The 25417-nt window shown below is 67.0% G+C and carries 25 protein-coding genes; 18 read left to right on the forward strand and 7 right to left on the reverse strand.

Going from position 1 to position 25417, the window contains the following annotated elements:
- The first annotated feature begins 7 nt into the window (after positions 1–7).
- From ACXJ16_RS23650 to ACXJ16_RS23665, 4 genes are all read left to right on the forward strand, one after another.
- Entirely contained in the window at positions 8–1285 is a 1278-nt protein-coding gene (locus tag ACXJ16_RS23650) for an NAD(P)/FAD-dependent oxidoreductase (RefSeq protein ID WP_463922338.1), read from the forward strand.
- Between the two features lie 45 nt (positions 1286–1330).
- Positions 1331–2479, forward strand: coding sequence for an NAD(P)/FAD-dependent oxidoreductase (locus tag ACXJ16_RS23655; protein WP_454797928.1), 1149 nt, complete (start codon positions 1331–1333; stop codon positions 2477–2479).
- A 140-nt stretch (positions 2480–2619) separates the two neighbouring features.
- A complete protein-coding gene (locus ACXJ16_RS23660) occupies positions 2620–3288 on the forward strand; it encodes a haloacid dehalogenase type II (RefSeq protein WP_463922339.1) in 669 nt (222 codons plus the stop codon).
- The gene (locus ACXJ16_RS23665) at positions 3285–4025 is read left to right on the forward strand and encodes a cupin domain-containing protein (protein WP_324699903.1); all 741 of its coding nucleotides are present in this window, start codon (positions 3285–3287) and stop codon (positions 4023–4025) included. Before ACXJ16_RS23660 ends, ACXJ16_RS23665 begins: the two co-directional genes overlap by 4 nt.
- Before the next feature lie 97 nt (positions 4026–4122).
- Here the strand turns inward: ACXJ16_RS23665 and ACXJ16_RS23670 are convergent, their stop codons facing one another.
- Genes ACXJ16_RS23670 through ACXJ16_RS23680 form a run of 3 tightly spaced genes read right to left on the reverse strand, consistent with a single transcriptional unit; the run spans position 4123 to position 6985 of the window.
- Entirely contained in the window at positions 4123–5502 is a 1380-nt protein-coding gene (locus tag ACXJ16_RS23670; protein WP_463922340.1) for an FAD/NAD(P)-dependent oxidoreductase, read from the reverse strand.
- Positions 5484–5813, reverse strand: coding sequence for a (2Fe-2S)-binding protein (locus ACXJ16_RS23675; RefSeq protein ID WP_324699906.1), 330 nt, complete (start codon positions 5811–5813; stop codon positions 5484–5486). The genes ACXJ16_RS23670 and ACXJ16_RS23675 overlap by 19 nt, the downstream gene beginning before the upstream one ends.
- Positions 5795–6985, reverse strand: coding sequence for an acetyltransferase domain-containing protein (locus ACXJ16_RS23680; protein WP_324699907.1), 1191 nt, complete (start codon positions 6983–6985; stop codon positions 5795–5797). Before ACXJ16_RS23680 ends, ACXJ16_RS23675 begins: the two co-directional genes overlap by 19 nt.
- A 459-nt stretch (positions 6986–7444) precedes the next feature.
- Between ACXJ16_RS23680 and ACXJ16_RS23685 the strand changes: the two genes are divergently transcribed.
- The 11 genes from ACXJ16_RS23685 to ACXJ16_RS23735 all read left to right on the forward strand — a co-directional run bounded on the left by ACXJ16_RS23685 (position 7445) and on the right by ACXJ16_RS23735 (position 19682).
- Positions 7445–9007 carry an ABC transporter substrate-binding protein gene (locus tag ACXJ16_RS23685; RefSeq protein WP_324699908.1) on the forward strand — a complete coding sequence of 521 codons (1563 nt, stop codon included), beginning with the start codon at positions 7445–7447 and terminating at the stop codon, positions 9005–9007.
- Positions 9007–9999 (forward strand): ABC transporter permease, encoded by a 993-nt coding sequence (locus ACXJ16_RS23690; RefSeq protein ID WP_463922341.1) that lies wholly within the window; start codon positions 9007–9009, stop codon positions 9997–9999. Before ACXJ16_RS23685 ends, ACXJ16_RS23690 begins: the two co-directional genes overlap by 1 nt.
- Positions 9999–10850: an ABC transporter permease gene (locus tag ACXJ16_RS23695; RefSeq protein WP_463922342.1), complete on the forward strand. Its 852-nt coding sequence runs from the start codon at positions 9999–10001 to the stop codon at positions 10848–10850. The genes ACXJ16_RS23690 and ACXJ16_RS23695 overlap by 1 nt, the downstream gene beginning before the upstream one ends.
- Positions 10847–12700, forward strand: coding sequence for an ABC transporter ATP-binding protein (locus tag ACXJ16_RS23700; protein WP_463922343.1), 1854 nt, complete (start codon positions 10847–10849; stop codon positions 12698–12700). Before ACXJ16_RS23695 ends, ACXJ16_RS23700 begins: the two co-directional genes overlap by 4 nt.
- 114 nt (positions 12701–12814) lie before the next feature.
- The gene (locus tag ACXJ16_RS23705) at positions 12815–13666 is read left to right on the forward strand and encodes a GNAT family N-acetyltransferase (RefSeq protein WP_324699913.1); all 852 of its coding nucleotides are present in this window, start codon (positions 12815–12817) and stop codon (positions 13664–13666) included.
- The gene (locus tag ACXJ16_RS23710) at positions 13666–15144 is read left to right on the forward strand and encodes an NAD-dependent succinate-semialdehyde dehydrogenase (protein ID WP_324699914.1); all 1479 of its coding nucleotides are present in this window, start codon (positions 13666–13668) and stop codon (positions 15142–15144) included. The genes ACXJ16_RS23705 and ACXJ16_RS23710 overlap by 1 nt, the downstream gene beginning before the upstream one ends.
- Before the next feature lie 63 nt (positions 15145–15207).
- On the forward strand, positions 15208–16281 hold the full coding sequence (locus tag ACXJ16_RS23715; protein ID WP_185999127.1) for a tartrate dehydrogenase: 1074 nt from the start codon (positions 15208–15210) through the stop codon (positions 16279–16281).
- 110 nt (positions 16282–16391) lie between these two features.
- Entirely contained in the window at positions 16392–17807 is a 1416-nt protein-coding gene (locus tag ACXJ16_RS23720) for an aminotransferase class III-fold pyridoxal phosphate-dependent enzyme (RefSeq protein ID WP_463922344.1), read from the forward strand.
- 16 nt (positions 17808–17823) lie between these two features.
- Complete coding sequence (locus tag ACXJ16_RS23725) at positions 17824–18312, forward strand: Lrp/AsnC family transcriptional regulator (RefSeq protein WP_054438688.1); 489 nt, start codon at positions 17824–17826, stop codon at positions 18310–18312.
- A gap of 124 nt (positions 18313–18436) precedes the next feature.
- Positions 18437–18814: a copper homeostasis periplasmic binding protein CopC gene (copC, locus tag ACXJ16_RS23730; RefSeq protein ID WP_185999129.1), complete on the forward strand. Its 378-nt coding sequence runs from the start codon at positions 18437–18439 to the stop codon at positions 18812–18814.
- A gap of 4 nt (positions 18815–18818) precedes the next feature.
- Complete coding sequence (locus tag ACXJ16_RS23735; protein WP_463922345.1) at positions 18819–19682, forward strand: CopD family protein; 864 nt, start codon at positions 18819–18821, stop codon at positions 19680–19682.
- Between the two features lie 12 nt (positions 19683–19694).
- On the opposite strand, the gene ACXJ16_RS23740 is transcribed toward ACXJ16_RS23735, so the two are convergent.
- From ACXJ16_RS23740 to alr, 3 genes are read right to left on the reverse strand one after another with little or no spacing between them, the layout of a single operon-like run.
- Complete coding sequence (locus ACXJ16_RS23740; protein ID WP_054438660.1) at positions 19695–20042, reverse strand: RidA family protein; 348 nt, start codon at positions 20040–20042, stop codon at positions 19695–19697.
- 38 nt (positions 20043–20080) lie between these two features.
- A complete protein-coding gene (locus tag ACXJ16_RS23745; RefSeq protein WP_054438661.1) occupies positions 20081–21331 on the reverse strand; it encodes a D-amino acid dehydrogenase in 1251 nt (416 codons plus the stop codon).
- A complete protein-coding gene (gene alr, locus ACXJ16_RS23750; protein ID WP_324699920.1) occupies positions 21328–22455 on the reverse strand; it encodes an alanine racemase in 1128 nt (375 codons plus the stop codon). Before alr ends, ACXJ16_RS23745 begins: the two co-directional genes overlap by 4 nt.
- 115 nt (positions 22456–22570) lie before the next feature.
- Here alr and ACXJ16_RS23755 point away from each other — a divergent pair, with 115 nt between their 5' ends.
- From ACXJ16_RS23755 to ACXJ16_RS23765, 3 genes are all read left to right on the forward strand, one after another.
- Positions 22571–23041, forward strand: coding sequence for an Lrp/AsnC family transcriptional regulator (locus tag ACXJ16_RS23755; protein WP_054438666.1), 471 nt, complete (start codon positions 22571–22573; stop codon positions 23039–23041).
- A 188-nt stretch (positions 23042–23229) separates the two neighbouring features.
- The gene (locus tag ACXJ16_RS23760) at positions 23230–23460 is read left to right on the forward strand and encodes a hypothetical protein (RefSeq protein WP_054438668.1); all 231 of its coding nucleotides are present in this window, start codon (positions 23230–23232) and stop codon (positions 23458–23460) included.
- Between the two features lie 36 nt (positions 23461–23496).
- Entirely contained in the window at positions 23497–23760 is a 264-nt protein-coding gene (locus ACXJ16_RS23765; protein ID WP_324699922.1) for a DUF6356 family protein, read from the forward strand.
- A gap of 273 nt (positions 23761–24033) precedes the next feature.
- Here ACXJ16_RS23765 and ACXJ16_RS23770 read toward each other — a convergent pair whose 3' ends face one another.
- Complete coding sequence (locus tag ACXJ16_RS23770) at positions 24034–25410, reverse strand: NtaA/DmoA family FMN-dependent monooxygenase (RefSeq protein ID WP_463922346.1); 1377 nt, start codon at positions 25408–25410, stop codon at positions 24034–24036.
- Between the last annotated feature and the right edge of the window lie 7 nt (positions 25411–25417).

The following is a 25417-nucleotide window of genomic DNA, read 5'->3' on the forward strand; positions in this document are numbered from 1 at the left end:
GCGAGACATGCAGATCAAGCCATACTGGACTGACACCCGGACGCCCTTCGCCTCTGCGCGGGAAGGTCGGGTTCCGGCGCGGGCCTCGGTCGTCGTGGTGGGCGGCGGCTTTACGGGGCTTTCGGCGGCGCGCACCCTGGCCATGCGCGGGATCGACACCGTGCTGGTCGAAGCCGGCGAAGTCGCGGCGGCGGCTTCGGGCCGCAATGGCGGGCATTGCAACAACGGCACGGCGAGCGACCTTGCCGGGCTGGCCGCCAGCCTCGGGCTGGAAGAGGCAAAGCGGCTCTACGGCCTTTACGACAGCGCGGTGGATTTCGTCGAAGAGACCGTGCGCGGCGAAGCGATCGACTGCGATTTCGTGCGCAACGGCAAGATCAAGCTGGCGGCCAAGCCCAGCCATGTCGATGGTCTCAAGCGGGCGGGCGAATTTCTCGCCCGCCATGTCGAGCCTGACCTGGTCTTCCTCGACCGGGCAGCGCTTCAAGGCGAGGTGCGCTCCGATGCGTTTCACGCCGGGATCGTCATGCCGCGCGGCGCGCAGATGCACATGGGCCGCTTCGGCGTCGGTCTCGCGGAAGCAGCCGCGCGCCACGGCGCCGCGATCTTCGAGAATGCCCCGGCATCCGGGATCGAACGCCTTGCCGGCGGCCGCCACCGGGTGACGACCCCGAAAGGCAATGTCACCGCCGATGCCGTGTTCCTTGCCACCGGCCCCTCGCTGCAAGGCCCGTTCCGCTGGATCCGGCGCCGCACGATCCCGATGGGAAGCTTCATCGTCGCCACAGAGCCGCTCTCCGAAACGCAGGTCGCCGCAACCATGACCGGACGGCGGAACTGCGTGACGAGCAAGAACATCGGCAACTACTTCCGGCTCACCGCCGACAACCGCCTGATCTTCGGCGGCCGCGCCCGCTTCGCCTTGTCCGACCCCGCCAGCGACGCGAAAAGCGGCGCGATCCTGCGCCGCGCGCTGGCCGAGATCTTTCCTGCGCTGGCCGAAATCGGGATCGACTATACCTGGGGCGGCGTGCTGGACATGACTCCCGATCGCCTGCCGCGCGCGGGCGTCCACGATGGGCTGCACTACGCGGTCGGTCTCAGCGGACACGGCGCGCAGTTCTCCGGCTTCATCGGCGACCGCATGGCCCGCCTCATCGCCGGCGAAGCCGATGCCAACCCGCTGGACGGCAAGGCCTTCAAGCCCATCCCCGGGCACATCGGGCCGCCGTGGTTCCTGCCTTTTGTGGGGGCCTGGTACCGCTTCCTCGACTGGCGTTCCTAGGATGCCTGCCCTACCCCGCACAACCGGATGCCCGGAGACACCGCGATGAAGAAACCCGAAGCCCGGCACAGCGACGTCATCGTGGTCGGCGGCGGCATCATGGGTGCGTCGAGCGCGTTCTTCCTGGCACGCCGGGGGCTTTCGGTCCGGCTGATCGAGCGCGATCTCGTCGGCCAGGCGGCCAGCGGCACCAATTTCGGCAATGTCCGCCGCCAGGGCCGCTGGCTGCATCAGCTCCCGCTCTCCCTGCGCGCTCACGCGATCTGGCAGCGCCTGCCCGAACTGATCGGCGAGGACTGCGAATATGTGAAACGCGGCCATCTGCGCGCCGCCTATACCCCGGAATTCGTGGACAAGATCGAGACTTACGCGCGCGACGCACGCGATTGCGGGCTCGACCTCGAAGTGCTTTCCACCAACATGCTGCGAGACCGTTTCCCTTATCTCGGGCCGGAGATCACCGCCGGGGTATGGGACCGCGAAGGCGGCCATGCCAATCCCCGCCTCACCGCCCCGGCGTTCGGGCGTGCCGCCGTGCGTGAGGGCGTGGACCTGATGGAAAACGCCGAAGTGACGGGGGTGACGCGAAACGGCGGGGACTTCATCGTCGAGATCGAAGGCAGGGGAGAGTTTCGCGCGCCGGTCCTGCTGGTCACCGCCGGGGCCTGGGGCGGACGCCTCTCGGCCATGTTCGCGGAACCCGTGCCGATCGAGGTGGCCGGGCCCGGCATGGCGGTGACGGAACCGCTGCCCTACCGGATCGAACCCAGCATCTCGATGGCGGTCGGCACGACTTACGAGACGGTCTATTTCCGCCAGGTCGAACGGGGCAATATCGTCATCGGCGGTTCCACGCGCGGCCCGGCCTCCATCGACAGCAAGCGCGCGAAAGTGATCCCCGGCCACGTCATCGGCCAGATGGAACAGATCAGGCGGATGATGCCCGCATTCGCGCGGGTCAACATCATCCGCGTCTGGAGCGGCGTCGAAAGCTACTTTGCCGATGACGTGCCGGTGATGGGCCCAAGCGGCACTACGTCGGGACTATTCTATGCCTTCGGTTTCTGCGGCGCAGGGTTCCAGGTGGGGCCGGGCGTGGGTGACGTGATGGCGCAGCTCATCGCCACCGGCGCCACCGACACCCCGCTGGCGCCCTATTCGATCACCCGCTTCGCAGGCTATCGTCCGGCCTGATCTCGAGGCGGCAGGATATACCGCAGGAAAGAGGAGATACGGTTTCAGGCCCGGCGATCCGCGCCAAAGCCGGTGCCATCGCCCGCCCCGCCTGCCGCACACATCATGGACCTGTCCGACCCGCAACAAGGAATGCGAAGATGGCTCTGCGCCCGAAATACATCACCTTCGACTGCTACGGCACGCTGATCTACTTCGAGATGGCGCCGGCCGCGCGCCGCGCCTACGCCGACCGCCTCCCCGAGGCCGACCGCATGGAGGCCTTCGTGCGGGAATTCTCCGCCTACCGCCTCGACGAAGTGCTGGGCGCGTGGAAACCCTATCGCGACGTGATCGAAAGCGCGCTGAGGCGCTCCTGCGGCAAGCTCGGCATCGAGTACCGCGACAGCGACCTTGAATACATCTACGGCGATATCCCGAACTGGGGCCCGCACCCGGATGTGGTGGAGCCGCTCAGGCGCGTCGCCGAGGAATTTCCGCTGGTGATCCTCTCGAACTCGATGGTCGATCTCATCCCCCACGCGGTGAAAGCGCTTCAGGCGCCGTTCCACGCGGTCTACACCGCCGAGGAAGCGCAGGCCTACAAGCCGCGCATGCAGGCTTTCGAGTTCATGTTCGACAGTCTCGGCTGCAATCCCGAGGACGTGCTGCACTGCTCATCCAGCTTCCGCTACGACCTGCTGACCGCCTATGACATGGGCGTGAAGATGAAGGCCTTCGTCAATCGCGGCCACGAACCGCTCAATGCCTATTACGAGGTCAACGAGATTCCCGACATCTCCGGCCTGCCGGGCCTGCTCGGCCTGTGAATGCGGCACCCGTGACGGAAACGGCGCCCCCGGCGCCGTTCGTTAACCTGCGCGCTTTCGCCGCCGCAGCCGCAGCCGCCCCTGCACCCGGCAGCGGCGACGGCGGGAACTGGGCCACGGCCCGCGTGCCCGCGCCGGTCCCCGGAGGCGGCCTCGGCATCGCGGCGCTCCTGCTCGAACCGGGCCACGGCATCGCCTCCGCCACCGGCAGCGAGATCGTGCTGGTGCTGGAGGGCGCCCTGTCCCTCACCGCCGACACTGCCACCATCCGGCTGGGGCCGGGCGAGGCCGCGATCCTGCCGATGGGCAGCGATTTTCACTGGCGCGCGGATGAGCCCGTCCGCGCGGTCACGATCTCGGCCGACCGGCCGGGGCCCCAGGGCGCGCGCCTTGTCCGGATCGCGCCGGATGCCCCGCACGAACCCTCCGCCACGCCCGATCCGCGATTGCTGGCAGGAGAGCAATTGCCGCTCTGCGCCCAGCATGTGGACTTTCGCAGCGCCGATGGCGGGTTCTATTGCGGCACCTGGAGTTCGTCGCCCTACCATCGCCTGCCGATGACCTACGGGCATTGGGAAGCGATGTATCTCCTGGAAGGCGAAGTCGCCTTTGGCGATGCCGAGGGCAACGAGACGCTCGTGGGGCCGGGGGATTTCATCGTGGTTCCGCAAGGGCAGGTCGCATCGTGGCGGGGGATCGGCCCGACGCGCAAGCTCTTCGCGATCCTGCGTCCCTGATCGCCGCACCGCCAAGGGACCACGATAAAAGGGCCGGATCGTTCGAACGATCCGGCCCTTTCGCTTGCGACCCTTGCGGGATTCCGTTCGCGGCGGATCAGTCTGGCTGCGCCTGCGCGCCCACCGTGGCCAGCGACAGCGGCTTGACCGGCGCCTGCCCGCGCAGCCTTCCGACATCCTTGAGCGGGCAGCCCCGCGAACCGGCAAGGATCTCGGCGGCGGCGTGGCCGCAGTAGCGCCCCTGGCAGCGCCCCATGCCGACGCGCGACAGCGCCTTGGCCCGATTGAGCTCCGGCGCGCCTTTCTCCTGCGAAACCGCGCGCAGGGTGCCCGCCGTGATCTCCTCGCAGCGACAGACCACGACATCGTCCTCCACCGCGCGCGCCAGATGCGCCGGCCAAGGGAACGCCTGCGCCAGTCCCTGCCGGAACCGTTCCATGCGGCCCAGCACCTTGCGAAGGCGCGCCCGTTCCGCCGCCGTATCCTGCAATCCGCAATCGGCCAGGACGGCAAGCGCCGCCAGCCGCCCGGCCGCCTCCGCGGCATCCGCGCCGAGAACACGCGCGCCGTCCCCCGCGATCACGACGTCCGGTCGCGAACTGCGTCCATCGGCATCGGTCCAGGGCTTCCACTGAGCGATGGTCTCGTCGAAGACGAATTCGCACTCGGCAAGGTCGGCAAGCTGGGTTTCGCTGCGCAAATGGTAGCCCAGGCCCACCGCGTCGCATGACAGCGCCTCTTCGCCTCCCCGCACCTTGCGGTAGCGCACGCCCACCACGCCCTCGTCGCCCTCGATCGCCACGGGCTCCACCCCGTTCTCGATGCGGACCCCGGCCATTTGCAGGCGCAGGCGCATCGCCGCGCCGCGCAGCGCGAGGGCCGGTCTGGCAAGCAGCCTGGGGAAGGCAGCGCGCTGGGCGGCAGCGGGAGAGGTATCGAGCACGGCCACGGGTTTCGCACCGGCTTTCATGTACTGATACGCCACGAGGTAAAGCAGCGGACCGGTTCCCATGAACACCGGCCGCGCACCGATCGCGCAGCCCTGCGCCTTGAGCGCGATCTGGGCGCCGCCGAGGCTGAAACAGCCCGGCAGGGTCCAGCCGCGCATCGGGATGAGGCGGTCGGTGGCCCCGGTCGCAAGGATCAGCGCATCGAACTCCAGCGCCTCGGCCACGCCGCCGTGCATCACGTGAAGCGTATTCTCGCGCAGCGCCCATGCCAGCGTCTCGGGCCTATAATCCACCCGGCCTGCCAGCGCATCGAAATCGCGGTGGACCGCGCGCGCCTTGTCCGCCTCCGGCCCGTAGAGCGTGTCGTAGCTGCGGGTGAAGCCGGGAGGCTGGCGGCGGTAGATCTGACCGCCGGCCATGCTGCCTTCGTCGATCACGGTGGGCCGCACCCCGGCGGCCAGCAAGGTCTGTGCGGCGCGGACACCGGCGGGGCCGGCCCCGATGACGATTACGCGAGGTTGGGCCATTGTTCTTCCCCGACTGGCGACGTGCGCACCCTGATACCTTCCTCCACCGGGGTGGAGCACGGCCTGATCCGTCCGCCGTCCTCGGTCCACATCCAGCAGTCCTGACAGGCGCCCATCAGGCAGAAACCCGCACGGCGACTTGCCGAGAACTCCGAGGTCCGCAGCACCGGGCAGGACGCCAGCACCGCCACCATGAGGGTGTCCCCCTCCAGCGCCTCGATCTGATCGCCGTCCACGAAGAGCGACACCTTACGGCGGCCTGTTTCGGCCAGCCGCACCAGCCTGCCCGCGCTCACAGGTACTTCAGCCACCAGATGTCCCGGCGGCGCTTCTTGAGGTTCGAAAACCAGCGCGTGGGGAAGTAGAGCGGCACGATCAGCCCGACATACCAGACCCATACCCACGCAAGACTGTCGACGCCGAAGTACTTGCCCTGGGTCGCCCCCCAGATGGCGAAGGCGATCACATAGAGCGCTTTCAGCACGTAGAGGTGCAGCAGATAGAAGAACATCGGCGCCCCGCCCATGACCGAGAGCCACTGCGACAGGCGGCCGCCGTCGATCTTCTCGAACCCGGCCAGCAGCACCAGTCCCAGCCCGCAATTGAACAGGAGGTAGAACAGCGAGGGCGGATACTTGGTCAGCGCCATGAAGCTCATCGCGGTTCGCAGGGCATCGCCCTCGACCACGAACCGGGGGGCGTCGCCATATATGTTCAGGCCCCGCATCACGAAGAAGGCCGCCAGCATCGCGGAGCCCGTCAGCACGAGCCGCCGGCGCCGCAACCCTGCGGGAACCTCGTTCGCGAACCACGGCCCCATGCAATAGCCCAGCGCGATCAGGCCGATCCACGGCAGCACCGGATATGTGGTCTTGAAAGTGATCCCGGCGAATTCCCAGGCCTGACGCTCATGAAGCATGGCCCAGGGGGCGAAAAGCGCGCTGCCCGGCGCGGCATGGAGCCCGTCCAGCAGATTGTGCCCGCAGACGATGACGAACCCGATGGCGAAGATCGCCTTGCGCGGCAGGTGCAGCATCGCCGCCAGCGCGATCATGGCCACCCCGATCGCCCAGATCACCTGGAACCAGATCGTCTGCGGGGGATAGACCCCGGTCCACGCGAAATTGACGAACGTCAGCTCCAGCAACATGAGGAACAGCCCCCGCTCGACCAGGAACCGCGAGACTTGCGCCGCGCTGTGCGTGCGTCCGTAGAGAAAGGCGGAAAGCCCGGTCAGCCCCACGAAGACCGGCGCGCAGATGGTGCTCAGGTAGCGGGTGAGGAACAGCGCCGGCATCACCGCTCGCGCATCCATGGGATCGGACACCTGCATGTGCAGGAACCATGTCTCGCGCACATGGTCGAGCAGCATGATGACCATGACCAGCCCGCGCAGGGCATCGATGCTGGTCAGCCGCCTGCTGGCGGGCTTCGCTATGGGTGCCGGCGAGCGCAAGGGCTCACTGCGAGCAATGGTAGCCATGATCCTGAAGCTCCTTTTGGAGCATTGGACAGGAGTAGAGACCCATGCAGACTCCGTTTTTCCCTCGCGCGGAGGATTTTGTGATAAATTTCCGGCAACCCATGGAACAAAGTGCCGCGCCTTCCAATCCCCTGTCTTCGCGGCGCGGCGTCCGATCGCGCGCATTTCCGGCGCAACGGCGCGCACGGGCAGGCACCCGCGCATCTAGCCGATAGAGACAGGCGGCAGCCGGGCGGACAAGCGGCGGCAGACTGTGCCGTGAGATGGGACGGAAAGTTCCCGATCCGTCCAATTGGCGGCGCACAAACGAAGGCACCTGTCGATCGATGCGTGATGCTCTAGGAGGTGAAGTCGGCTCTCTGCCCTCTTCCCTCCGCAGCACGAGAGAGAGACGAACACGCCCATGGCCCATTTCTGCTCCAGTCGCGTCGAAATGCCGGTCCGCCAGGAAGCGGGACCATGCAGCGGCGCGCCGGGAGCATGGCGTTGAGCGCCAGCCCCCTGTCGAGGCGCGCCGCGATCGCTGGCGGTCTGGCCGGTGCCGGGCTGCTGGCCCTGGGCCGGACGCAGGACGTGCTGGCCGTGCCCCGGCGCGGCGGCAGCATCCGCATCGCCACCCAGTCCAGCTCCACCTCGGACACGCTCGATCCGGCGAAGGCCGCGCTCGCCACCGACTATGTCCGGCTCGGCATGGTCTATGAAGGCCTGACCTGCCCCGATGCCGCGCTCAATCCCGTCCCCATGCTGGCGGAGAGCCTCGAAAGCGCCGACCGCCGCATCTGGACGATCCGGCTGCGCCGGGGCGTGACCTTCCACGACGGCGGCGACTTCACGGCCGCCGATGTCGTCTGGTCGCTGCTGCGCCACAAGGAAGCCGCCGTGGGATCGAAACTCGCCAGCATCGCCGCGCAGTTCGCCTCGGTACGGGCGAGCGACCGCCACGAAGTCACGCTGGAACTGACGGATGCCAATGCCGATTTGCCCGCAATCCTGTCGCAGCCGCAGTTCGCCATCGTCCGCAAGGGCGAGAAGCACCCGCGCGGGAACGGCACCGGCCCGTTCCGGATCACCCATTTCCAGCCCGGCGTGCGAACCGTGGTCGAACGGAACCGCAACTTCCGGGTGCCGGGGCGCCCCTATCTCGACCGCATCGAACTGATCGCCATTCCCGACGAGGTCAGCCGCGTGAACGCGCTGCTTGCCGGGGACTGCCAGATGATCAACGCGGTGAATCCGCGCTCCATTCGCCGTATCGAGCAGAGCGGCAGCCATGCGGTCATGGCGACACCCTCCGGGCTCTACACCGACCTCATCATGCGCGCCGACGGGATGCCGACGGGCAACCCGCACTTCGTTCAGGCCGTGAAGCATCTCGTGGACCGGCCGCTCGTCAAGCGGGCGCTGTTTCGCGGCCATGCCACGATCGCCAACGACCAGCCGATCCCCCCCTTCCACCCGTACTACAACCCGAACGTGCCGCAGACCGTGCTCGATCTCGACCGCGCCCGCTGGCACATCGCCCGGGCCGGACTGACCGGCGTGCGCATCCCGATCTACTGCTCGCCCGCCGCAGAGGGTTCGGTGGACATGGCCTCGATCCTCCAGGAATACGGCGCACGAGCCGGACTGGAACTGGCGGTGAACCGCGTACCGGCCGACGGCTACTGGTCCACGCACTGGATGCGCCACCCGCTCACCTTCGGGAACGTGAACCCGCGGCCCACGCCCGACCTGCTGTTCAGCCTGTTCTACAAGTCCAGCGCGGACTGGAACGAGAGCGGATGGCGGAACGAGCGCTTCGACCGCCTCCTGAAGGAAGCCCGGTCCCAGCCCGACCAGGCCTTGCGCAAGGAACTCTACGGCGAGATGCAGCAGATCGTGCACGACCGGGGCGGCACCGCCATCCCGGTATTTATCAGCCTGATCGACGGTTACGACAAGCGCATCCGCGGCCTGAAGCCGATCCCCATCGGCGGCTTCATGGGCTACCAGTTCTCCCAGCACATCTGGCTGGAAAGCTGATGACGGCCCAATCCGCCTCCGGCTCCGCAACGGCGGACGCGCCCAGCATCCTGCTGCGCCTTGTTGCCCGCCGGACGGCTTCCGCGCTGCTCACGCTTCTGCTCGTGTCGATCGTGGTGTTCACCATCAGCGGGCTGCTGCCGGGGGACGCCGCGCAGGAAACCCTCGGCCAGAGCGCCACGCCCGAGCAGGTCGCTGCGCTCCGCCACGAGATGGGCCTCGATCGGCCCGCGCCCACCCGCTATGCGGAATGGCTTGGCGGAATGCTGAAGGCCGATCCCGGCCAATCGCTCGTCGCGAACATGCCCGTGCGCGACATCATAGCCGAGCGCCTGCCGAACTCGCTCATGCTGGCGGGCTTCACCGCGATCATTGCCGTGCCCCTTGCCCTTGCCATCGGAATCGCCGCCGCCGTCGATCGCGGCGGGAGGCTGGACAGGGCGCTGAGCATCGCCACCCTGTCGATGGTGGCGGTGCCGGAGTTTCTCGTGGCGACGCTGGGCGTGCTGGTGTTCTCCGTCAAACTGCTGTGGCTTCCCTCGATCGCGCTGGTTTCCGACGACGCCGACACGATGGACACCATCCGCTCCTGCGCGCTCCCGGTGATGACGCTCACTTTCGTCGTCGTCGCGCAAATGGCCCGGATGACGCGCGCCGCAATGATCGACCAGCTCGATGCGGGCTATGTCGAGATGGCGCAGCTCAAGGGCGTGCCGTTCCGCCGCATCGTGCTGTGGCACGTCATGCCCAACGCCATCGGGCCGATCGCCAACGCCGCGGCCCTTTCGCTGTCCTACCTGCTGGGCGGCGCGATCATCGTCGAGACCATCTTCAATTTCCCCGGTCTCGCCAGCCTGATGGTCAATGCCGTGACCAGCCGCGACATGCCGCTGCTGCAAAGCTGCGCGATGATCTTCTGCGGCGCCTATCTGCTGCTGGTCCTCGTTGCCGATCTCGTCGCCATTCTCAGCAATCCGAGGCAGCGCGCCTGATGAAGACCCCGTTCCCCTCCCGCTTGCCGTCCCTTGCCCGTGCGCTGCCCCTGTCGGGCAGGATCGGCCTGTTCCTGGTGTGCTTCTGGCTTGTCGTCGCCCTGGCCGGACCACTGATCGCGCCCTATTCGGTGGGCGGCTTTGTCGATTACGACGTGTTCGGGCCGATGTCCGCAAGGTTCTGGCTGGGCAGCGATTACCTCGGCAGGGACGTGCTCAGCCGCCTGCTGTGGGGCGCGCGCTATACCGTGTTCCTCGGGCTTGGCGCGGCGCTTGTCGCCAGCGCGACCGGCACTGCGCTGGCCCTGTTCGCTGCCGTCCGGCGCGGCTGGGTGGACGAAGCGATCTCTCGCACGATGGACACGCTGATCTCGATCCCGTCCAAGGTCTTTGCCCTTGTCATGGTGGCTGCGTTCGGTTCCTCGCTGGGGCTCCTGCTGCTCATCGCCGCGATCACCTACGTCCCCGGCAACTTCCGCATCGCCCGTGCCATCGCACTGGACCTCGCGGCGATGGACTATGTCACTTTCGCCCGCGCGCAGGGAGAATCGCCGGTTCACATCGCCCTGCGGGAGATCCTGCCGAACATGATCCACCCCCTGCTTGCGGACCTCGGCCTGCGGTTCGTCTTCATTGTCCTGCTGCTGTCGGGTCTGAGCTTCCTCGGGCTCGGCGTGCAGCCGCCCCATGCCGATCTCGGCTCGCTCGTGCGCGAGAACATCTCGGGCATCACCGAAGGCGCGCCCGCGATCATCGCGCCCGCCATCGCCATCGCTACCCTGACGGTAGGCGCAAATCTGCTGATCGACGCGCTCAAGTCCGGTCGCGGCGGCAAGGGGAAACCGGCATGATCCCGGCCCACCCCGCGCCCCCTGCCCGGACCCAGGGCGCACGCGGCCATGTCGTGGTCGAGGGACTGCGGATCGTCGCCGGGCCGCCGGGCAACGAGCACGCCATCGTCGACGATGTGAGCTTCTCGGTGGCGCCCGGCCGCACACTTGCGCTGATTGGGGAATCCGGTTCGGGCAAGTCCACCATCGCGCTGGCGCTGGCGGGCTTCGCGCGGCCGGGCGCGCGGATCGCGGGAGGAATCGTCAGCCTTGCGGGCGACCGGATCGACCTGATGGACGACAGGGCCCTGCGCGCCGTGCGGGGGCGCCGCGTGGCCTATGTCGCGCAAAGCGCCGCCGCCGCGTTCAATCCCTCGCGCACGATCATGGCCCAGGTGATCGAGCCGCTGCTGGTCCACCGCCTTGCTCCTCGCGCAGAAGCGATCCTGCGGGCGCAGCGGATTTTCGCCAGCCTTTCGCTGCCCGATCCCGAAACCATCGGGCAGCGCTATCCGCACCAGCTTTCGGGCGGACAGCTGCAGCGCCTGATGGCGGCGATGGCGCTCATCACCGGCCCCGAACTCCTGATCTTCGACGAACCGACCACCGCGCTCGATGTCACCACGCAAGTCGAGGTGCTCAAGGCCTTCAAGGCCGCCATCGCCCAGAGCGGCGCGACCGCGATCTATGTCTGCCACGACCTGCCCGTCGTTGCCCAGATGGCCGACGACGTGCTCGTCCTGCAACATGGCCGCACGAAGGAGGCCGGCAGTCTTGCCGCCGTGTTCGGGACCCCGGGCGATCCCTATACCCGCGCCTTGCTCGCCGCCGCCGACCACGGCCACTGTCCGCCCGCAAACGCATCGGCAGGCGGCCAACCTTCCCGGCCCTCCCCCGCGCAAGGCAGGCCGCTGCTGCGGGTCGAGGGCCTCGCCGCCGGATATGGCCGGGTTCGGAACGGGCGGCCGGAAGTGCCGATCCTGGAGGACATCTCGCTCGAATGCCGACGCGGCGAAACCGTGGGCGTGATCGGCGAATCCGGCTCGGGAAAATCGACACTGGCGAAAGTGGTCGCCGGTCTCGTACCCCGGGCAAGCGGCACCGTGCGGATCGACGACACGCCATTGCCCGCGGGTCTTGGCGAACGCAGCCGCGAACACTTCCGCCGGGTGCAGCTTGTGTTCCAGCACGCCGAGACCGCGCTCAATCCCGCCAAGACGGTCGGCGCGATCCTTGCCAGGCCGCTGGCGCTTCACCACGGCATTCACGGCCGGGCCGCGGACAGGCGGGTCGCCGAACTTCTCGACCTGATCCAGCTCCCGGCCGAGACCGCCACCCGCAATGTCAGGGCGCTGTCGGGCGGGCAGAAGCAGCGCGTCAACCTCGCGCGGGCACTGGCGGCGGAGCCCGACCTGCTGATCTGCGACGAAGTGACATCGGCGCTCGATACCATCGTCGGTCAGGCGATCCTCGAACTGATCGACGGGCTGCGCCGGGAACTCGGCATCGCGGTCATGTTCATCAGCCACGACATCTCTACCGTGCGTGCGTTCTGCGACCGCATCCTGGTGCTCTATGGCGGCCGCGCCGTGGAAACGGCCTCCGGAAGCGCTTTCGCGCGCGGGCCGCACCACCCCTATACCGACCTCCTGCTCGGCTCTGTCCCGCGCATGGAGCCGGGCTGGCTGGACGCCGGCGCCATGCGAGCAAGAGGAGCGGGTTTCCCGTCCGATCTCGCGATCTGCCGGTTCGAACCGCGCTGCGGCGTGACCATCCGGGGCCGCTGCAACTGCGAGCCGCCTCCGCTGCGCAGGCAGGGCGAACAGGCATGGCTGTGCCACCACCCCGCCGAAGTGCTGGCGGCGGAATAATCTGCCGTTGAGCGCGCAACAGCGGCACCCGATGCCACGGGCCCGCGCCTAATCGCGGCGCGAGGCAAGATCAGAAGGCCGGCCACGGCCCCCGAAAACCAGAGGGAACGAGCAATGGCGACTGTAGAAGAAACGATTCTGATCCGCGAAATGACCCCCGACGACGTCAACGGCACCGTCGAACTTTCCTACGAACAGGAATGGCCGCATCGGCACGAGGACTGGGAAATCTACCTCGCTCTTGGCGAAGGGCTGGTAGCCGAAAGCGAAGGCCGGATCGTCGGCACCACGATGGCCTGGCGCTATGCCCCGACGTTCGCCACCCTGGGGATGGTGATCGTCGCCAACGAATTTCAGGGCCGGGGACTGGGTCGCCGGATGATGGAGGCCATGCTGGGCCGCCTTGCCGGCTGCACGGTCCTGCTCAACGCCACCGAGGCAGGTGCGCCGCTCTATCGCAAGTTCGGATTCGAACCCCTGGGCCGCATTCATCAACATCAGGGCACGGCACGCATGGTGCCGCTGGCGCAGCTGCGCCCCGGCGAACGCGTGCGGCCGCTGGGCGGCGCCGATTCCGACCTTGCGCATCTTTACGACCGCGCCACCGGCATGGGCCGCGGGAAGCTGTTCGAAAGCCTTGGCCGCAGCGGCAGCGCCGTGGTGCTGGCGCAGGACCACGTTCCGGTGGGCTTCGCCAACATGCGCCGGTTCGGACGCGGCTGGTCGGTCGGCCCGATCGTCGCCCCCGACCTTGCCGGCGCGAAGGCCCTCGCCAGCCACTGGATCGGCGCTTACGCGGGCTCGTTCTGCCGGCTGGACGTGCCCGCCGACAGCGGCTTCTCCGAATGGCTCGAAGAGATCGGCCTGCCCAAGGTGGGCGAAGTCCACACCATGGTGCGCGGCACCGCGCCGGTCTTCGACGAACGATGCCGCCTTTTCGGGCTCGTTTCGCAGGCGCTCGGTTGATGGCCACGCTGGATGCCACCGGGCTCCCCCGGCTTGACGACCCCACGCTGTTTCGCGAAGCCGCGCTGATCGGCGGCGAGTGGTTGCCTTGCGGATCGGCGGCGGTCAGCGTCGAGGATCCCGCCACCGGCCGCACGATCGGCTCGGTGCCGGACTGCGGCACAAGCGAAACCGAAGCCGCCATTGCCGCCGCCGGCGCCGCCTGGCCGGGCTGGCGCGCAAGGACCGCGCATGAACGCGCCCGCCTGCTCGAAAGCTGGCACGCGCTTGTCCTTGCGCGCACCGAAGACCTTGCGCGCATCATGACAGCCGAGCAGGGCAAGCCGCTGGCCGAGGCGCGCGGCGAAATCGCCTATGCCGCCAGCTTCATCAAGTGGTTCGCCGAAGAGGGACGCCGGGTGGGAGGACGCAATGTCGCCAGCCCGGAGGCCGACCGCCGCGTCCTCGTCTTCGCGGAGCCTGTCGGCGTCAGCGCCGCGATCACGCCGTGGAACTTTCCGGCGGCGATGATAACGCGCAAATGCGCGCCTGCCCTGGCTGCCGGATGCCCGGTGGTCATCAAGCCTTCCGATCTCACCCCCTTCACCGCGCTCGCCCTTGCCGACCTTGCACTGCGGGCGGGCATTCCGGCAGGCGTCATCAATGTCGTCACCGGCCGCCCCGACGCCATTGGCGACGCGATCTGTTCCAGCCCGGCGGTCCGCAAGCTGTCCTTCACCGGCTCCACCCGCGTCGGTGCCATGCTGATGCGGCAGTGCGCGGGCACGCTGAAGCGGCTGAGCTTCGAACTGGGCGGCAACGCCCCGCTGGTGGTGTTCGAGGATGCCGACCTCGACCTCGCCGTGCGGGCAACCATGGTCAGCAAGTTCCGCAATTCCGGCCAGACCTGCGTCTGCGCGAACCGCATCCTCGTCCACGATGCCGTCCACGACGCGTTCGCGCGCCGCCTGGAAGCCGCCGTATCGGCGCTGCACTGCGGACCGGGCTTCGATGGCGCCTCCACCACCGGTCCGCTCATCAATGCCGCAGCGGCCGAGAAGGTCGAAAGTCACCTCGCCGATGCGCTGGCGCGAGGCGGGCGGATCTCGGCGCGGGGATCGGGCCGGGAGGGCGGCAATTTCGTGCGGCCGGTGGTCGTGACCGGGGCGGAACCCGGCATGAAGCTGGCCTGCGAGGAAACGTTCGGCCCGATCGCCCCGCTGTTCCGTTTCGCTTCCGAGGACGAGGCGATGAACCTTGCCAACGACACGCCTTACGGACTGGCCAGCTATTTCTTCACACGCGATCTTGCCCGCGCGTTTCGCGTCGCGGAACGGCTTGAAGCCGGCATGATCGGGCTCAACACCGGCAGCATTGCCATGGAAATGGCGCCGTTCGGCGGCATCAAGCAGTCCGGGCTCGGCCGCGAAGGCGGCCAGGCCGGGATCGAGGAATATCTGGAGACCAAGGCCTTCCACATCGGCGGCCTCGATTTCTGACCCTCCCGGCGGCCATCGCCGCCTTTTTTCGTTGTTCCGACACGTTTGAGAAAGGTCCAGCCCGTGAACGCCGCCCGGAAATACTCGATTGCCGTCATCCCCGGTGACGGCATCGGCAAGGAGGTCATGCCGGAAGGCGTGCGCGTGCTCGAAGCCGCGGCAAGCCGCTTCGGTTTCGAACTCGATCTCCAGTGGCACGACTTCGCGTCCTGCGATTACTATCTTCGCCACGGAGAGATGATGCCCGCGGACTGGAAGGCCCGCATCGGCCGGGTCGACGCGCTGTTCTTCGGCGCGGTAGGCTGGCCCGACACCGTTCCCGACCATGTCTCGCTCTGGGGATCGCTGCTCCAGTTCCGCCGCGAATACGACCAGTACGTCAATTTGCGTCCTGTCCGGCTCATGCCCGGCGTTCCCTGCCCGCTCGCCGGCCGCAAGCCGGGAGACATCGATTTCTGGGTCGTGCGCGAAAATACAGAGGGGGAGTACAGTTCGGTCGGCGGGCACATGTTCGCGGGCACCGACCGCGAGGTGGTGATCCAGGAAACCGTGATGACCCGCTTCGGCGTTGACCGCGTGCTGCGCTATGCCTTCGACCTCGCCAGCCGCCGTGAACGCCGGCACCTGACCAGCGCCACCAAATCCAACGGGATCGCCATCACCATGCCGTTCTGGGACGGCCGGGTGGAAGCGATCGCCCGCGAATTCGCGGATGTCACGCATGACAAGTATCACATCGACATCCTGACCGCGCAGTTCGTGCTCAATCCGCAGCGCTTCGACGTAGTCGTCGCCTCCAATCTCTTCGGCGATATCCTGAGCGATCTCGGCCCCGCCTGCACCGGAACCATCGGCGTTGCCCCTTCGGGCAATATCAATCCCGAGGGCACGCACCCTTCTCTCTTCGAGCCGGTCCACGGCTCCGCGCCCGATATCGCCGGCAAGGGGATCGCCAATCCGGTCGGCCAGATCTGGTCCGCAGCGATGATGCTCGAACATCTCGGCGAAGCCGAAGCGGCAGCGGCGGTCATGGCCGCGATCGAGGCCGTACTCGTCTCGCCCCGCGGAAGGACGGGCGATCTGGGCGGCAGCGCCGATACGCTTTCCTGCGGCAAGGCGATCGCCGAATCCCTCTAGGAACGGGTGCGGCATAATATGCCGCACCCCGCGCCCAAATTGGCGATCCTGCTGCCGGATCGCTCCCGTTTCGGCGCAACCGGCCGAACCGACGGCATAATCTGTCCCCCATGACAGATCTTCAGACTTCCCCAATCGCCCGCAGCCACAACCAGGGATTGCTGGAACTGGACCGCCGGCACCTGATCCATCCGGTCACATCGTTCCGGGGCCATGAACGCCACGGCGCCCGCATCCTGCAATCGGGCGAGGGCATGTGGCTTACCGATGTCGACGGGCGGCGGGTGCTAGACGCGTTCGCCGGTCTGTGGTGCGTCAATGTGGGCTACGGGCAGGAAAGCATCGTCGAGGTCGCCGCCGAACAGATGCGGCGGCTGCCTTATGCCACCGGCTACTTCCACTTCGGCAACGAGCCGGCGATCCGCCTGGCCCACGAACTGACCCGGCTCGCCCCGGAAGGACTTGGCCACGCCTACTTCACGCTGGGCGGTTCGGACGCGGTGGACAGCGCGATCCGCTATATCGTCCACTACTTCAATGCCATCGGCAAACCGCAGAAGAAGCATTTCATCGCCCTCGAATGGGGCTACCACGGCTCCAGTTCGAACGGTGCGGGGCTGACCGCGCTGGCCAACTTCCATCGCGGGTTCGATCTGCCCCGGCCCTGGCAGCACCACATCGCATCGCCCTATCCCTACCGCCACCCGGAGGGCCATGACGACGCGGCGGTCATCGCCTCCAGCGTGGCCGCGCTCAAGGCAAAGGTCACCGAACTCGGGGCGGACAACGTGGCGGCATTCTGCTGCGAGCCGATCCAGGGTTCGGGCGGCGTCATCGTGCCGCCCAGGGGCTGGCTCAAGGCCCTGCGGCAGGCTTGCGACGAACTGGGCGTCCTGATGCTGGTGGACGAGGTCATCACCGGCTTCGGGCGCACCGGCCCGATGTTCGCCTGCGAGGCGGAAGACGTCTCGCCCGATTTCATGACCCTCGCCAAGGGCCTCACCTCGGGCTACGCGCCGATGGGCGCCGTGCTCATGGCCGATCACATCTATGAAACCATCGCCGACGCCGCGCCCGAAAGCCTGCCGATCGGGCACGGCTTCACTTACTCCGGCCATCCGGTAAGCGCCGCGATCGCGCTGGAGGTGCTGCGGCTGTACCAGGAGGGCGGACTGCTCGAGAACGGCGAACGCACGGGCATTCGTTTCGCGCAGCATCTCGAACGCATGCGCGAACATCCGCTGGTGGGCGATACGCGCGGACGCGGCCTGCTAGGCGCCATCGAACTGGTCAGCGACAAGGGCTCCAAGGCCGGGTTCGACACTGCGCTGGACATCGGCGGGCGGCTCTCCGCGCTTACCTGGGAAAAGGGCGTGATCGTGCGCTGCTTCGGAAATGCGGTGATAGGTTTCGCGCCCGCCCTGAGCTGCACGTCGAGCGAGATGGACATGATATTCGATCGCGTGGAAGGTGCTCTCGACGCGCTGCTGGAGATGCCCGACATCCGTGCCGCGACGGGTTGCTGACAAGGAAAAAGACGACATGGCGATAGGCCCCAAACTTGACCGGATCGACCTCAAGATCCTCGCCAAGCTTCAGGAAGCGGGGCGTATCACCAATGTCGAGCTTTCCGATGCTGTCGGCCTGTCTCCCAGCCCTTGCCTCACCCGGGTCAAGCGGTTGGAAACGGCCGGTTACATCACCGGTTACGGCGCGCACATCAATCTCAACAAGCTGGGCGAATTCCTCACCGTCTTCACCGAAGTGACGCTGGGCGAGCACCGGCGCGGGGACTTTTCCCGCTTTGAAACCCGGATCGCCAAGATCGACGAAATCGTCGAATGCCACCTGGTCAGCGGCGGGTACGACTACCTCCTGAAATTCGTCGCGCGCGGCGTCACGCATTACCAGTCGCTCATCGAGGAAATGCTCGAAAACGATTACGGCATCGAAAAGTACTTCAGCTACATCGTCATCAAATCGCCGTTCATCAAGCATCACTTCCCGATCCAGAACCTGTTCGGGGATTGAACCGCCGCGCCGCGCGCCCGCGAAATTGCCGTGGGCCGCGGCGAGGGATGAGGCCGGGCGGCGCGTATGATGTCCTGCAAGCCCGGAAGGCATCGTCCCCCGGGCATGGAACCGGAGCTAACCCATGCGTCTCACTGCACTTGCCGCCGCTGCCGCCGTCATGCTGGCCGCCTTTCCTTCCCTTGCGCTGGCGCATCCCAAGCTGCTGAGCGCCACGCCCGCCGCCAATTCGGCGGTGGCGAAGCCCACCTCGATCACCCTGACCTTCTCCGAAGACCTCGTCGCGCCGCTCTCCGGCATCGACCTGGTGATGACCGGGATGCCGGGCATGGCCGATCACAAACCGATGCCGATCAAGGGGATTGCCGCCAGGGCCAAGGGCAAGACGATGACCATAGCCCTGCCCCGCCCGCTTCCCACCGGAACCTACGAACTGACCTGGCACGCGGTCGCCGCCGACCAGCACCGCATCGAAGGCAGCTACGGCTTCACGGTCCGCTGATCCCATGGAAACGGGCAGCCTCGTTGCCGCGCGCCTTGCCAGCTATGTGCTGCTGCTCGCGGCGGCAGGGCTGCCTTTTCACGCCCTGATCCAGCGCCGCGCCCGCTTCGGCGGAGGCGAACGAGCTGCGCTGATGCTGCTCGCGGCGGGCGCGCTCATCACCTCGCTGTGGTGGGCGCTTGCCAATGTCGCGGCCATGGCGGGCCTCGCGATCGGCGATCTCGATACCGCCACTTTTACCGCCGTGCTTCAGGCAACGCCGCTCGGGCTACTGCTGACCTTGCGCGCCGCCGCCCTGACCGCCTTCCTCGTGCTGCTGGCGCTGCGCCCCGCGCCGCTGCTGCTTGCACCGCTAGCCCTTGCCGCGCTTGCCAGCGCCGCATGGGCAGGTCATGCCGGCGCGGGCGAAGCGCCCTGGGGCGTGCTGCTCCGGGCCAGCGACGTGCTGCACCTGGGCGCCGCCGCGCTGTGGCTGGGCGCGCTGTTCGCTTTCCTTACCGCGCTGATGGGCCGAGGCGGGCGAAAGGACGCCGCCGTTATCGCCGCACTGTCCGCTTTCGCGCGGACCGGCACCGTGATCGTCGCCGTGCTGTTCCTGACCGGACTGGCCAATGCATGGCTTATCGGCGGTGCAGGCGGGCTGCCTTCAGGCTGGTGGCCGCGATTGATCGCGCTGAAATTCGCGCTGTTCCTCGCCATGCTCGCACTCGCCGCCGATAACCGCTGGCGGCTGGTGCCCGCGCTTGAACGCCGCACGCCGGGCGCAGCCCGGCGGCTGCGCCTTTCGCTGATGCTGGAAACGGCCTGCGGGCTCGGGATCGTGGGGGTGGTTGCCCTCGCCGGGCAACTCGACCCCCACGGCGGCTGACAGCCAGTTCCCTCAGGCGCGTGCGGCGATGACGATGATCTCGACCTTGTAGTCGGGCGAGGCCAGACGGGATTCGCCGGTGGCGCGGGCAGGAGCCGGTGCATCGGCGATCCAGTCGTCCCAAACCGCGTTCATTTTCTCGAAATCGGCGATGTCGGCCAGCCAGATGGTTGCCGAGAGCAAGTGGTTCTTGCTGCTGCCGGCCTGCTTCAGCAGAGCTTCGATCTCGGCAAGCGCGGTGCGGGTCTGGGCGGTCACGTCATCGCCGGGCTCGCCGACCTGCCCCGCGAGATAGATCGTATCGCCGTGAATGACAGCCTCGCTCATGCGCGGGCCCTGTTCGATGCGGGTAATGGTCATGCAATCAACTCCTGGCGATTCTGGATGGAAACTCGGGTTCAATAGCGGGAGATGGCGAGGTCGGCAGCCTCGATGGCGGGCGCCCGGCCGCCGATGATGTCGGCGATCACATGGGCGGAACCGCAGGCCATCGTCCAGCCGAGCGTGCCGTGGCCGGTATTGAGGAAGAGGTTGGATATGCCGGTAGGCCCGATCACCGGCGTACTGTCGGGCGTCATAGGGCGCAGGCCGCTCCAGAACGAAGCCTTGGACACATCGCCCGCGCCGGGGAACAGCGACCCCAGCGAATACTCCAGCGTGGTGCGCCGCGCTTGCGGCAGATCCCTGGAGAAGCCCGAGATTTCCGCCATTCCGCCCACGCGGATGCGATCGCCCAGCCGGGTGATCGCCACCTTGTAGCTTTCATCGAGCAGGGTCGATACCGGCGCGAGCGCGGGATCGGACACCGGCACGGTGATCGAATAGCCCTTCACCGGATAGACGGGCAGCCGAATGCCCAGAGGCGCCAGGAGTTGGGGCGAATAGCTGCCCAGCGCCACGAGATAGGCATCGGCAACCAGCTTTCCCGCCGCCGTCACGACATGGTCTATCCGTCCGCCGGATCGGGACAGGCCGGTGATCGCGGTATCGTGGACAAACCGTACGCCCGCGTCGCGCGCCATTCCTGCCAGCGCATTGGTGAACTTGAAGCAGTCCCCGGTCTCGTCGTTCGGCAACCGCAAGCCGCCCACCAGCCGGGCCTCGCTTGCCGCCAGCCCCGGTTCCGCCGCCAGGCATCCTGCCCGGTCGAGCACTTCGAAGGGAACCCCGTCCGCCTCCAGGACCGCGATATCCTTGGCGATCCCGTCCATCTGCTTCTGCTCGCGAAACAGCTGCAACGTCCCCTGGCTGCGTTCGTCGTAGCGGATGCCGGTTTCCCGGCGCAGTTCGATCAGCTGGTCGCGGCTGAATTCCGCGAGGCGGACCATGCGGCTCTTGTTCACGGCGTAGGACCGCGCGTTGCAATTGCCCAGCATCGCCGCCAGCCAGCGGAGCATCGCCATGTCCGGGCGTGGCCGCAGGACGAGCGGCGCATGTTCCATGAACAGCCATCGCAGGGCCTTTGCCGGAATGCCGGGGGCGGCCCAGGGCGAGGCATAGCCCGGCGAAATCTCCCCGGCATTCGCGAAGCTGGTTTCCAGAGCGGGGCCGGGCTGCCGGTCGATGACGACGACCTCGTGCCCAGCCCGCGCCAGATACCATGCAGAGGTGACGCCGATCACGCCGCTTCCCAGTACCGCAACTTTCATCGTGCGACGCTCCGCAGTGCCAGACCGGCCGCCGGGACATAGTCTCTTGCGTAGCGGCGGCTGAGCTGGGTTAGAATCTCGTAGGAAATCGTGCCGGCATCGCGGGCCAGATCGTCGATCGTCTGGTTCGGGCCGAGGATCTCGACCGGCGCGCCGGGGCGAAGGTGGCGCTCCGGCACGTCGGTGACGTCCAGAGTAATGCTGTCCATCGACACCCGGCCCACCATCGGCACCCGAATGCCCGCAACGAAAGCGCTTCCGCGGTTGCCCAGCGTGCGCGGCAATCCGTCGGCATAGCCGACCGGTATCGTCGCGATCCGCGTTTCCCGCAGGGCGCGATGCGTAAGGCCGTAGCCGATCCCCGTTCCCACCGGAACCGTGCGAAGCTGGGCGATCCGCGCCTCCAGCGACACTACCGCGCGCATCGGGTTCGCGCCGCCATGCGGGGCGCCGCCGTAAAGGGCGATCCCGGCACGCACGATGTCGAGGTGGTCCTGCGCAAGGAAAGCCCCGCCGCTATTGTCGAGCGCGCGGGGAAGGCCGGGAAAACCGCTCGCGATGCGCGAGAAACACGCGGCCTGCTCGCCGTTGAAGGGATGGTCCGGTTCGTCGGCGCAGGCGAAGTGGCTCATCAGCATGGCCGGCTTCACACCGCGCAGACGGTCCGGCTCGCCAAGGAGAAGGGCGACCTCCTGCGGCGACATTCCCATCCGCGACATGCCGGTATCGACCTGCAAGGCCCCGCGCAGCCACTGGCCTCGCGCCCGGGCGAGGCTGGACCAGCGGTCGATCTGATCGAGCGAATTGAGCACGGGGATCGCCCCGATCGCGGCGCATTCCGCCTCCGCGCCGGGCTGAAGACCGTTGAGGACGAACAATTCCGCTTCCGGCGGCAGCAAGGGCATGAGCGCTGCCGCCTCGTCGAGCACGGCGACGAAGAACGTCCTGCACCCGGCATCGGCCAATGCATCCACCGCCCGTGCCGCGCCGATGCCATAGGCATCTGCCTTGACCACCGCCGCCACCCGCGCAGGCGCGACCTGCCGCCCGACTATAGCGTAGTTCTCCACCAATGCACCGAGATCGATCCGGAGCACGGCACCTGCCGTAGCCAATGTCGTCATGCAGCCCTCCTTTCCTCGCAGATTATCGACGGTTATACGAAATAGGCTCCCAATCTTGCGTCAACCTTGCGAAGATTGCGATAATTTCGCACGATCATTCGGCAGATTCAGAACGATGTCAGAACCACTCGATTCCATCGACCGCACCATCATCCGCCTGCTGCGGCTCAATGCCCGCCGCCCCAACTCGGAAATCGCCACGGAGGTCGGCCTCTCGGCCTCAGCCTGCCATCGCCGCATCCGGATCCTGGAAGAACGCGGCGTGATCCGGGGCTACACGGTCATCACCGGGAGCGGAGAGGAAGACGAGCGCGGGGTCGATGTCCTCGTGCAGGTCACGCTGGACCGCCAGACCGAGGAATACCTTTCGAAGTTCGAGCACGCAGTGCGCCAGTGTCCGGAAATTCGCGAATGCTTCCTGATGACGGGCGATGTCGACTACTGGCTTCGCGTCCGTACGGACAGCGTGGCCGCCTATGAGACGATCCACGGCGAAATCCTGTCCCGGATGCCGGGTGTAACCCGTATCAGCTCCAGTTTCGCCATGCGCGACGCCTTGCGCCCCAAACGGTCCGGGCGGCGTTAGAGCCACCGTCCAGCGCCTTCGCCGACCGGTGGCGGGAAGCCGACGAACCGTGCGCGCCCCGGCGATCCGTCCGCTCAAGGCCATTGACTCGGCCTTCTCTACCATTAAAGTTGACAATACACGAAGCGAGCTATCGCCTGTCTTGAACACATCGCCTGAACACATCAGTAGAAGGGAGAACGACCATCATGCACAGCGATTTTCACGTCGTCCGCAAGGGCATGGAATGGGCCGTCAGCCTGCACGGGCTGATCCTCGAAGCTTTCGCCAACCAGCGCGATGCCCTCAACCGGGCTGTCGATGCCGCGCACCAGGCCGGGATGAACGGGCACCGGGCACAAGTGCTTCTCGTCGAAGCGCCGTCCGATGCGCGCACCCATTGGGTCTTCGGCCATCATCCCTACCCGCCGACCGCCTGAGGGCGCGGGTTCCCTCCAGTTCGACAGGAGCCTGAAATGCTCAGAAAACTATTCGTCGACCATCCCGAAGCGGTAAACGAGACTTACGGCGAGCATTTCTATGTGGCCGGCCGCTTCGGCCTGCTCATGATCCTCGCCGGGCTCGGCACGATCATTCACGGGTTCATTCCGGGCTTCCATACCCGGACCGGCAGCAACATGATCAGGAAGCTTCACGGCGAGATGACCCGCCGCCAGCCTCGCCAGACCCAGCCCGTTTCCTCGGCACCGTTCGCCATGCAGCTCGAATACGAGATCTGAACTAGGTCATAAACTCATAAACGGCACCATCGAGGCGCCCAAATGGCGAACAGCTCGGGCCGAAGCTGCCGCCGGGCGGGCTGGTTGCCCGTCCAAGGTAGCTTCGGTCCGAGATGGAAGCCATTTGGGCGTCCCTTCGGGATTTACCTTGCGGTGAACTACGTTTGACCAAAATGGCCCATCGCTGCGTCGGGAAGTCTTGAAATATCGACATATTCCGTCGCCTTCCCTCCTGGCGCTGAGCCATTTTGCCTCAAACCTCGATGGTACCGTTTATGAGTTTATGACCTGGGTCGCAAAATCCACCGCCGCGCCCTTCTCAAGGGTGCGGTGCTCGGCGGAATGGCGGCTTGGGGCGATTTCCAGTCCGAGATTGCCGCGCAGCGTATCCGCCGAATAGTCGTCCCTGAAAAGCCCGCGCGCGGCGAGGATCGGCACCACTTCGGCGCGGAAGCGCGCCCAGTCGTCGGGATGCTGGACGAAGACATTGAAACCGTCCGCCGCGCCGCTGGCATGCCAGCGCTCGATCTCGTCGGCGATCGTGACCGGCGATCCCGCCAGCCGCAGCCATGCCGATCCCACGTCCGCCAGCACCTGCCGCAGGGTGCGCCCCTCCCGGCGCGCGGCTTCGAGGTCTTCGTGGAAGCGCCGAATTCCGGCAGCCTCGCCGCCCGAAGCGATTTCCGGGAACGGTGCGTCCAGATCATAGCCGGAAAAGTCATGACCGGCGAACTGCCTTGAAAGCGACGCCAGCTGCGCGCGCAGGTCTCCTGCCGTCTGGCGCGCCTCGAATTTCCGCCGTGCCGCTTCGTCTGTATCGGCGATCGTCACGCTGAGCGCGGGGATGAACAGCAGGCTTTCCGGGGCCCTGCCATATCGCCGGGCACGAGCCCGCACGTCCGTGGCAAGCTCCAGCGCCTCCGCCTGATTGCGCGCGAAGCTGAACACGATATCGGCGACTTGCGCACTCAGTTCGCGGCCCTGCGGCGATGTTCCCGCCTGAACCAGCGGCGGCTGCCCCTGGCGCGAGCGCTGGATGTTGAGCGGGCCGGAAACGCTGAAGAACTCGCCGCGATGGTCTAGCCGGTGCTGCCGCGCCGGATCGAGGAACCGCGCGGCCGTCCTGTCCTGCGCGAAGGCGCCTTCTTCGTAGGATTGCCATAAGCCCTGCACCACCTCCACCGCTTCGGACGCGCGGCGATAGCGGGTTTCGTAGTCGCCATGCCCGGTGCGGCTGAAATTGCCTGCCGTGCCGGGGTCCTGGCTGGTCACGATGTTCCACCCGGCCCGCCCCTTGCTGATGAGGTCGAGCGAGGCGAGCCGCCGGGCGATATCGAAGGGCTCGCTGTAGGTGGTGCTGATGGTCGCCACCAGACCGATCCGCTGCGTCGCCGTGGCGACCGCCGACAGCAGGGTCAGCGGCTCCAGCCGGTTGAGATGATGGTTGGGGAAATCCGGTGTGATGTACTGGCTGTCGACGATGAACACGAAGTCGAACCGGGCGTCTTCCGCCTCCCGCGCCTGCCGGATGTACCAGTCTATATCCACACTGGCATCGAGCGGGACCGCCGGATCGCGCCACAGTTCCTTGCCGGATGCATCGCCGACCCCGATCAGGACGGCTCCGAACTTGAGCTTATCGCGTGCCATCGTCATG

This window comes from Novosphingobium sp. TK71, from assembly GCF_055361505.1.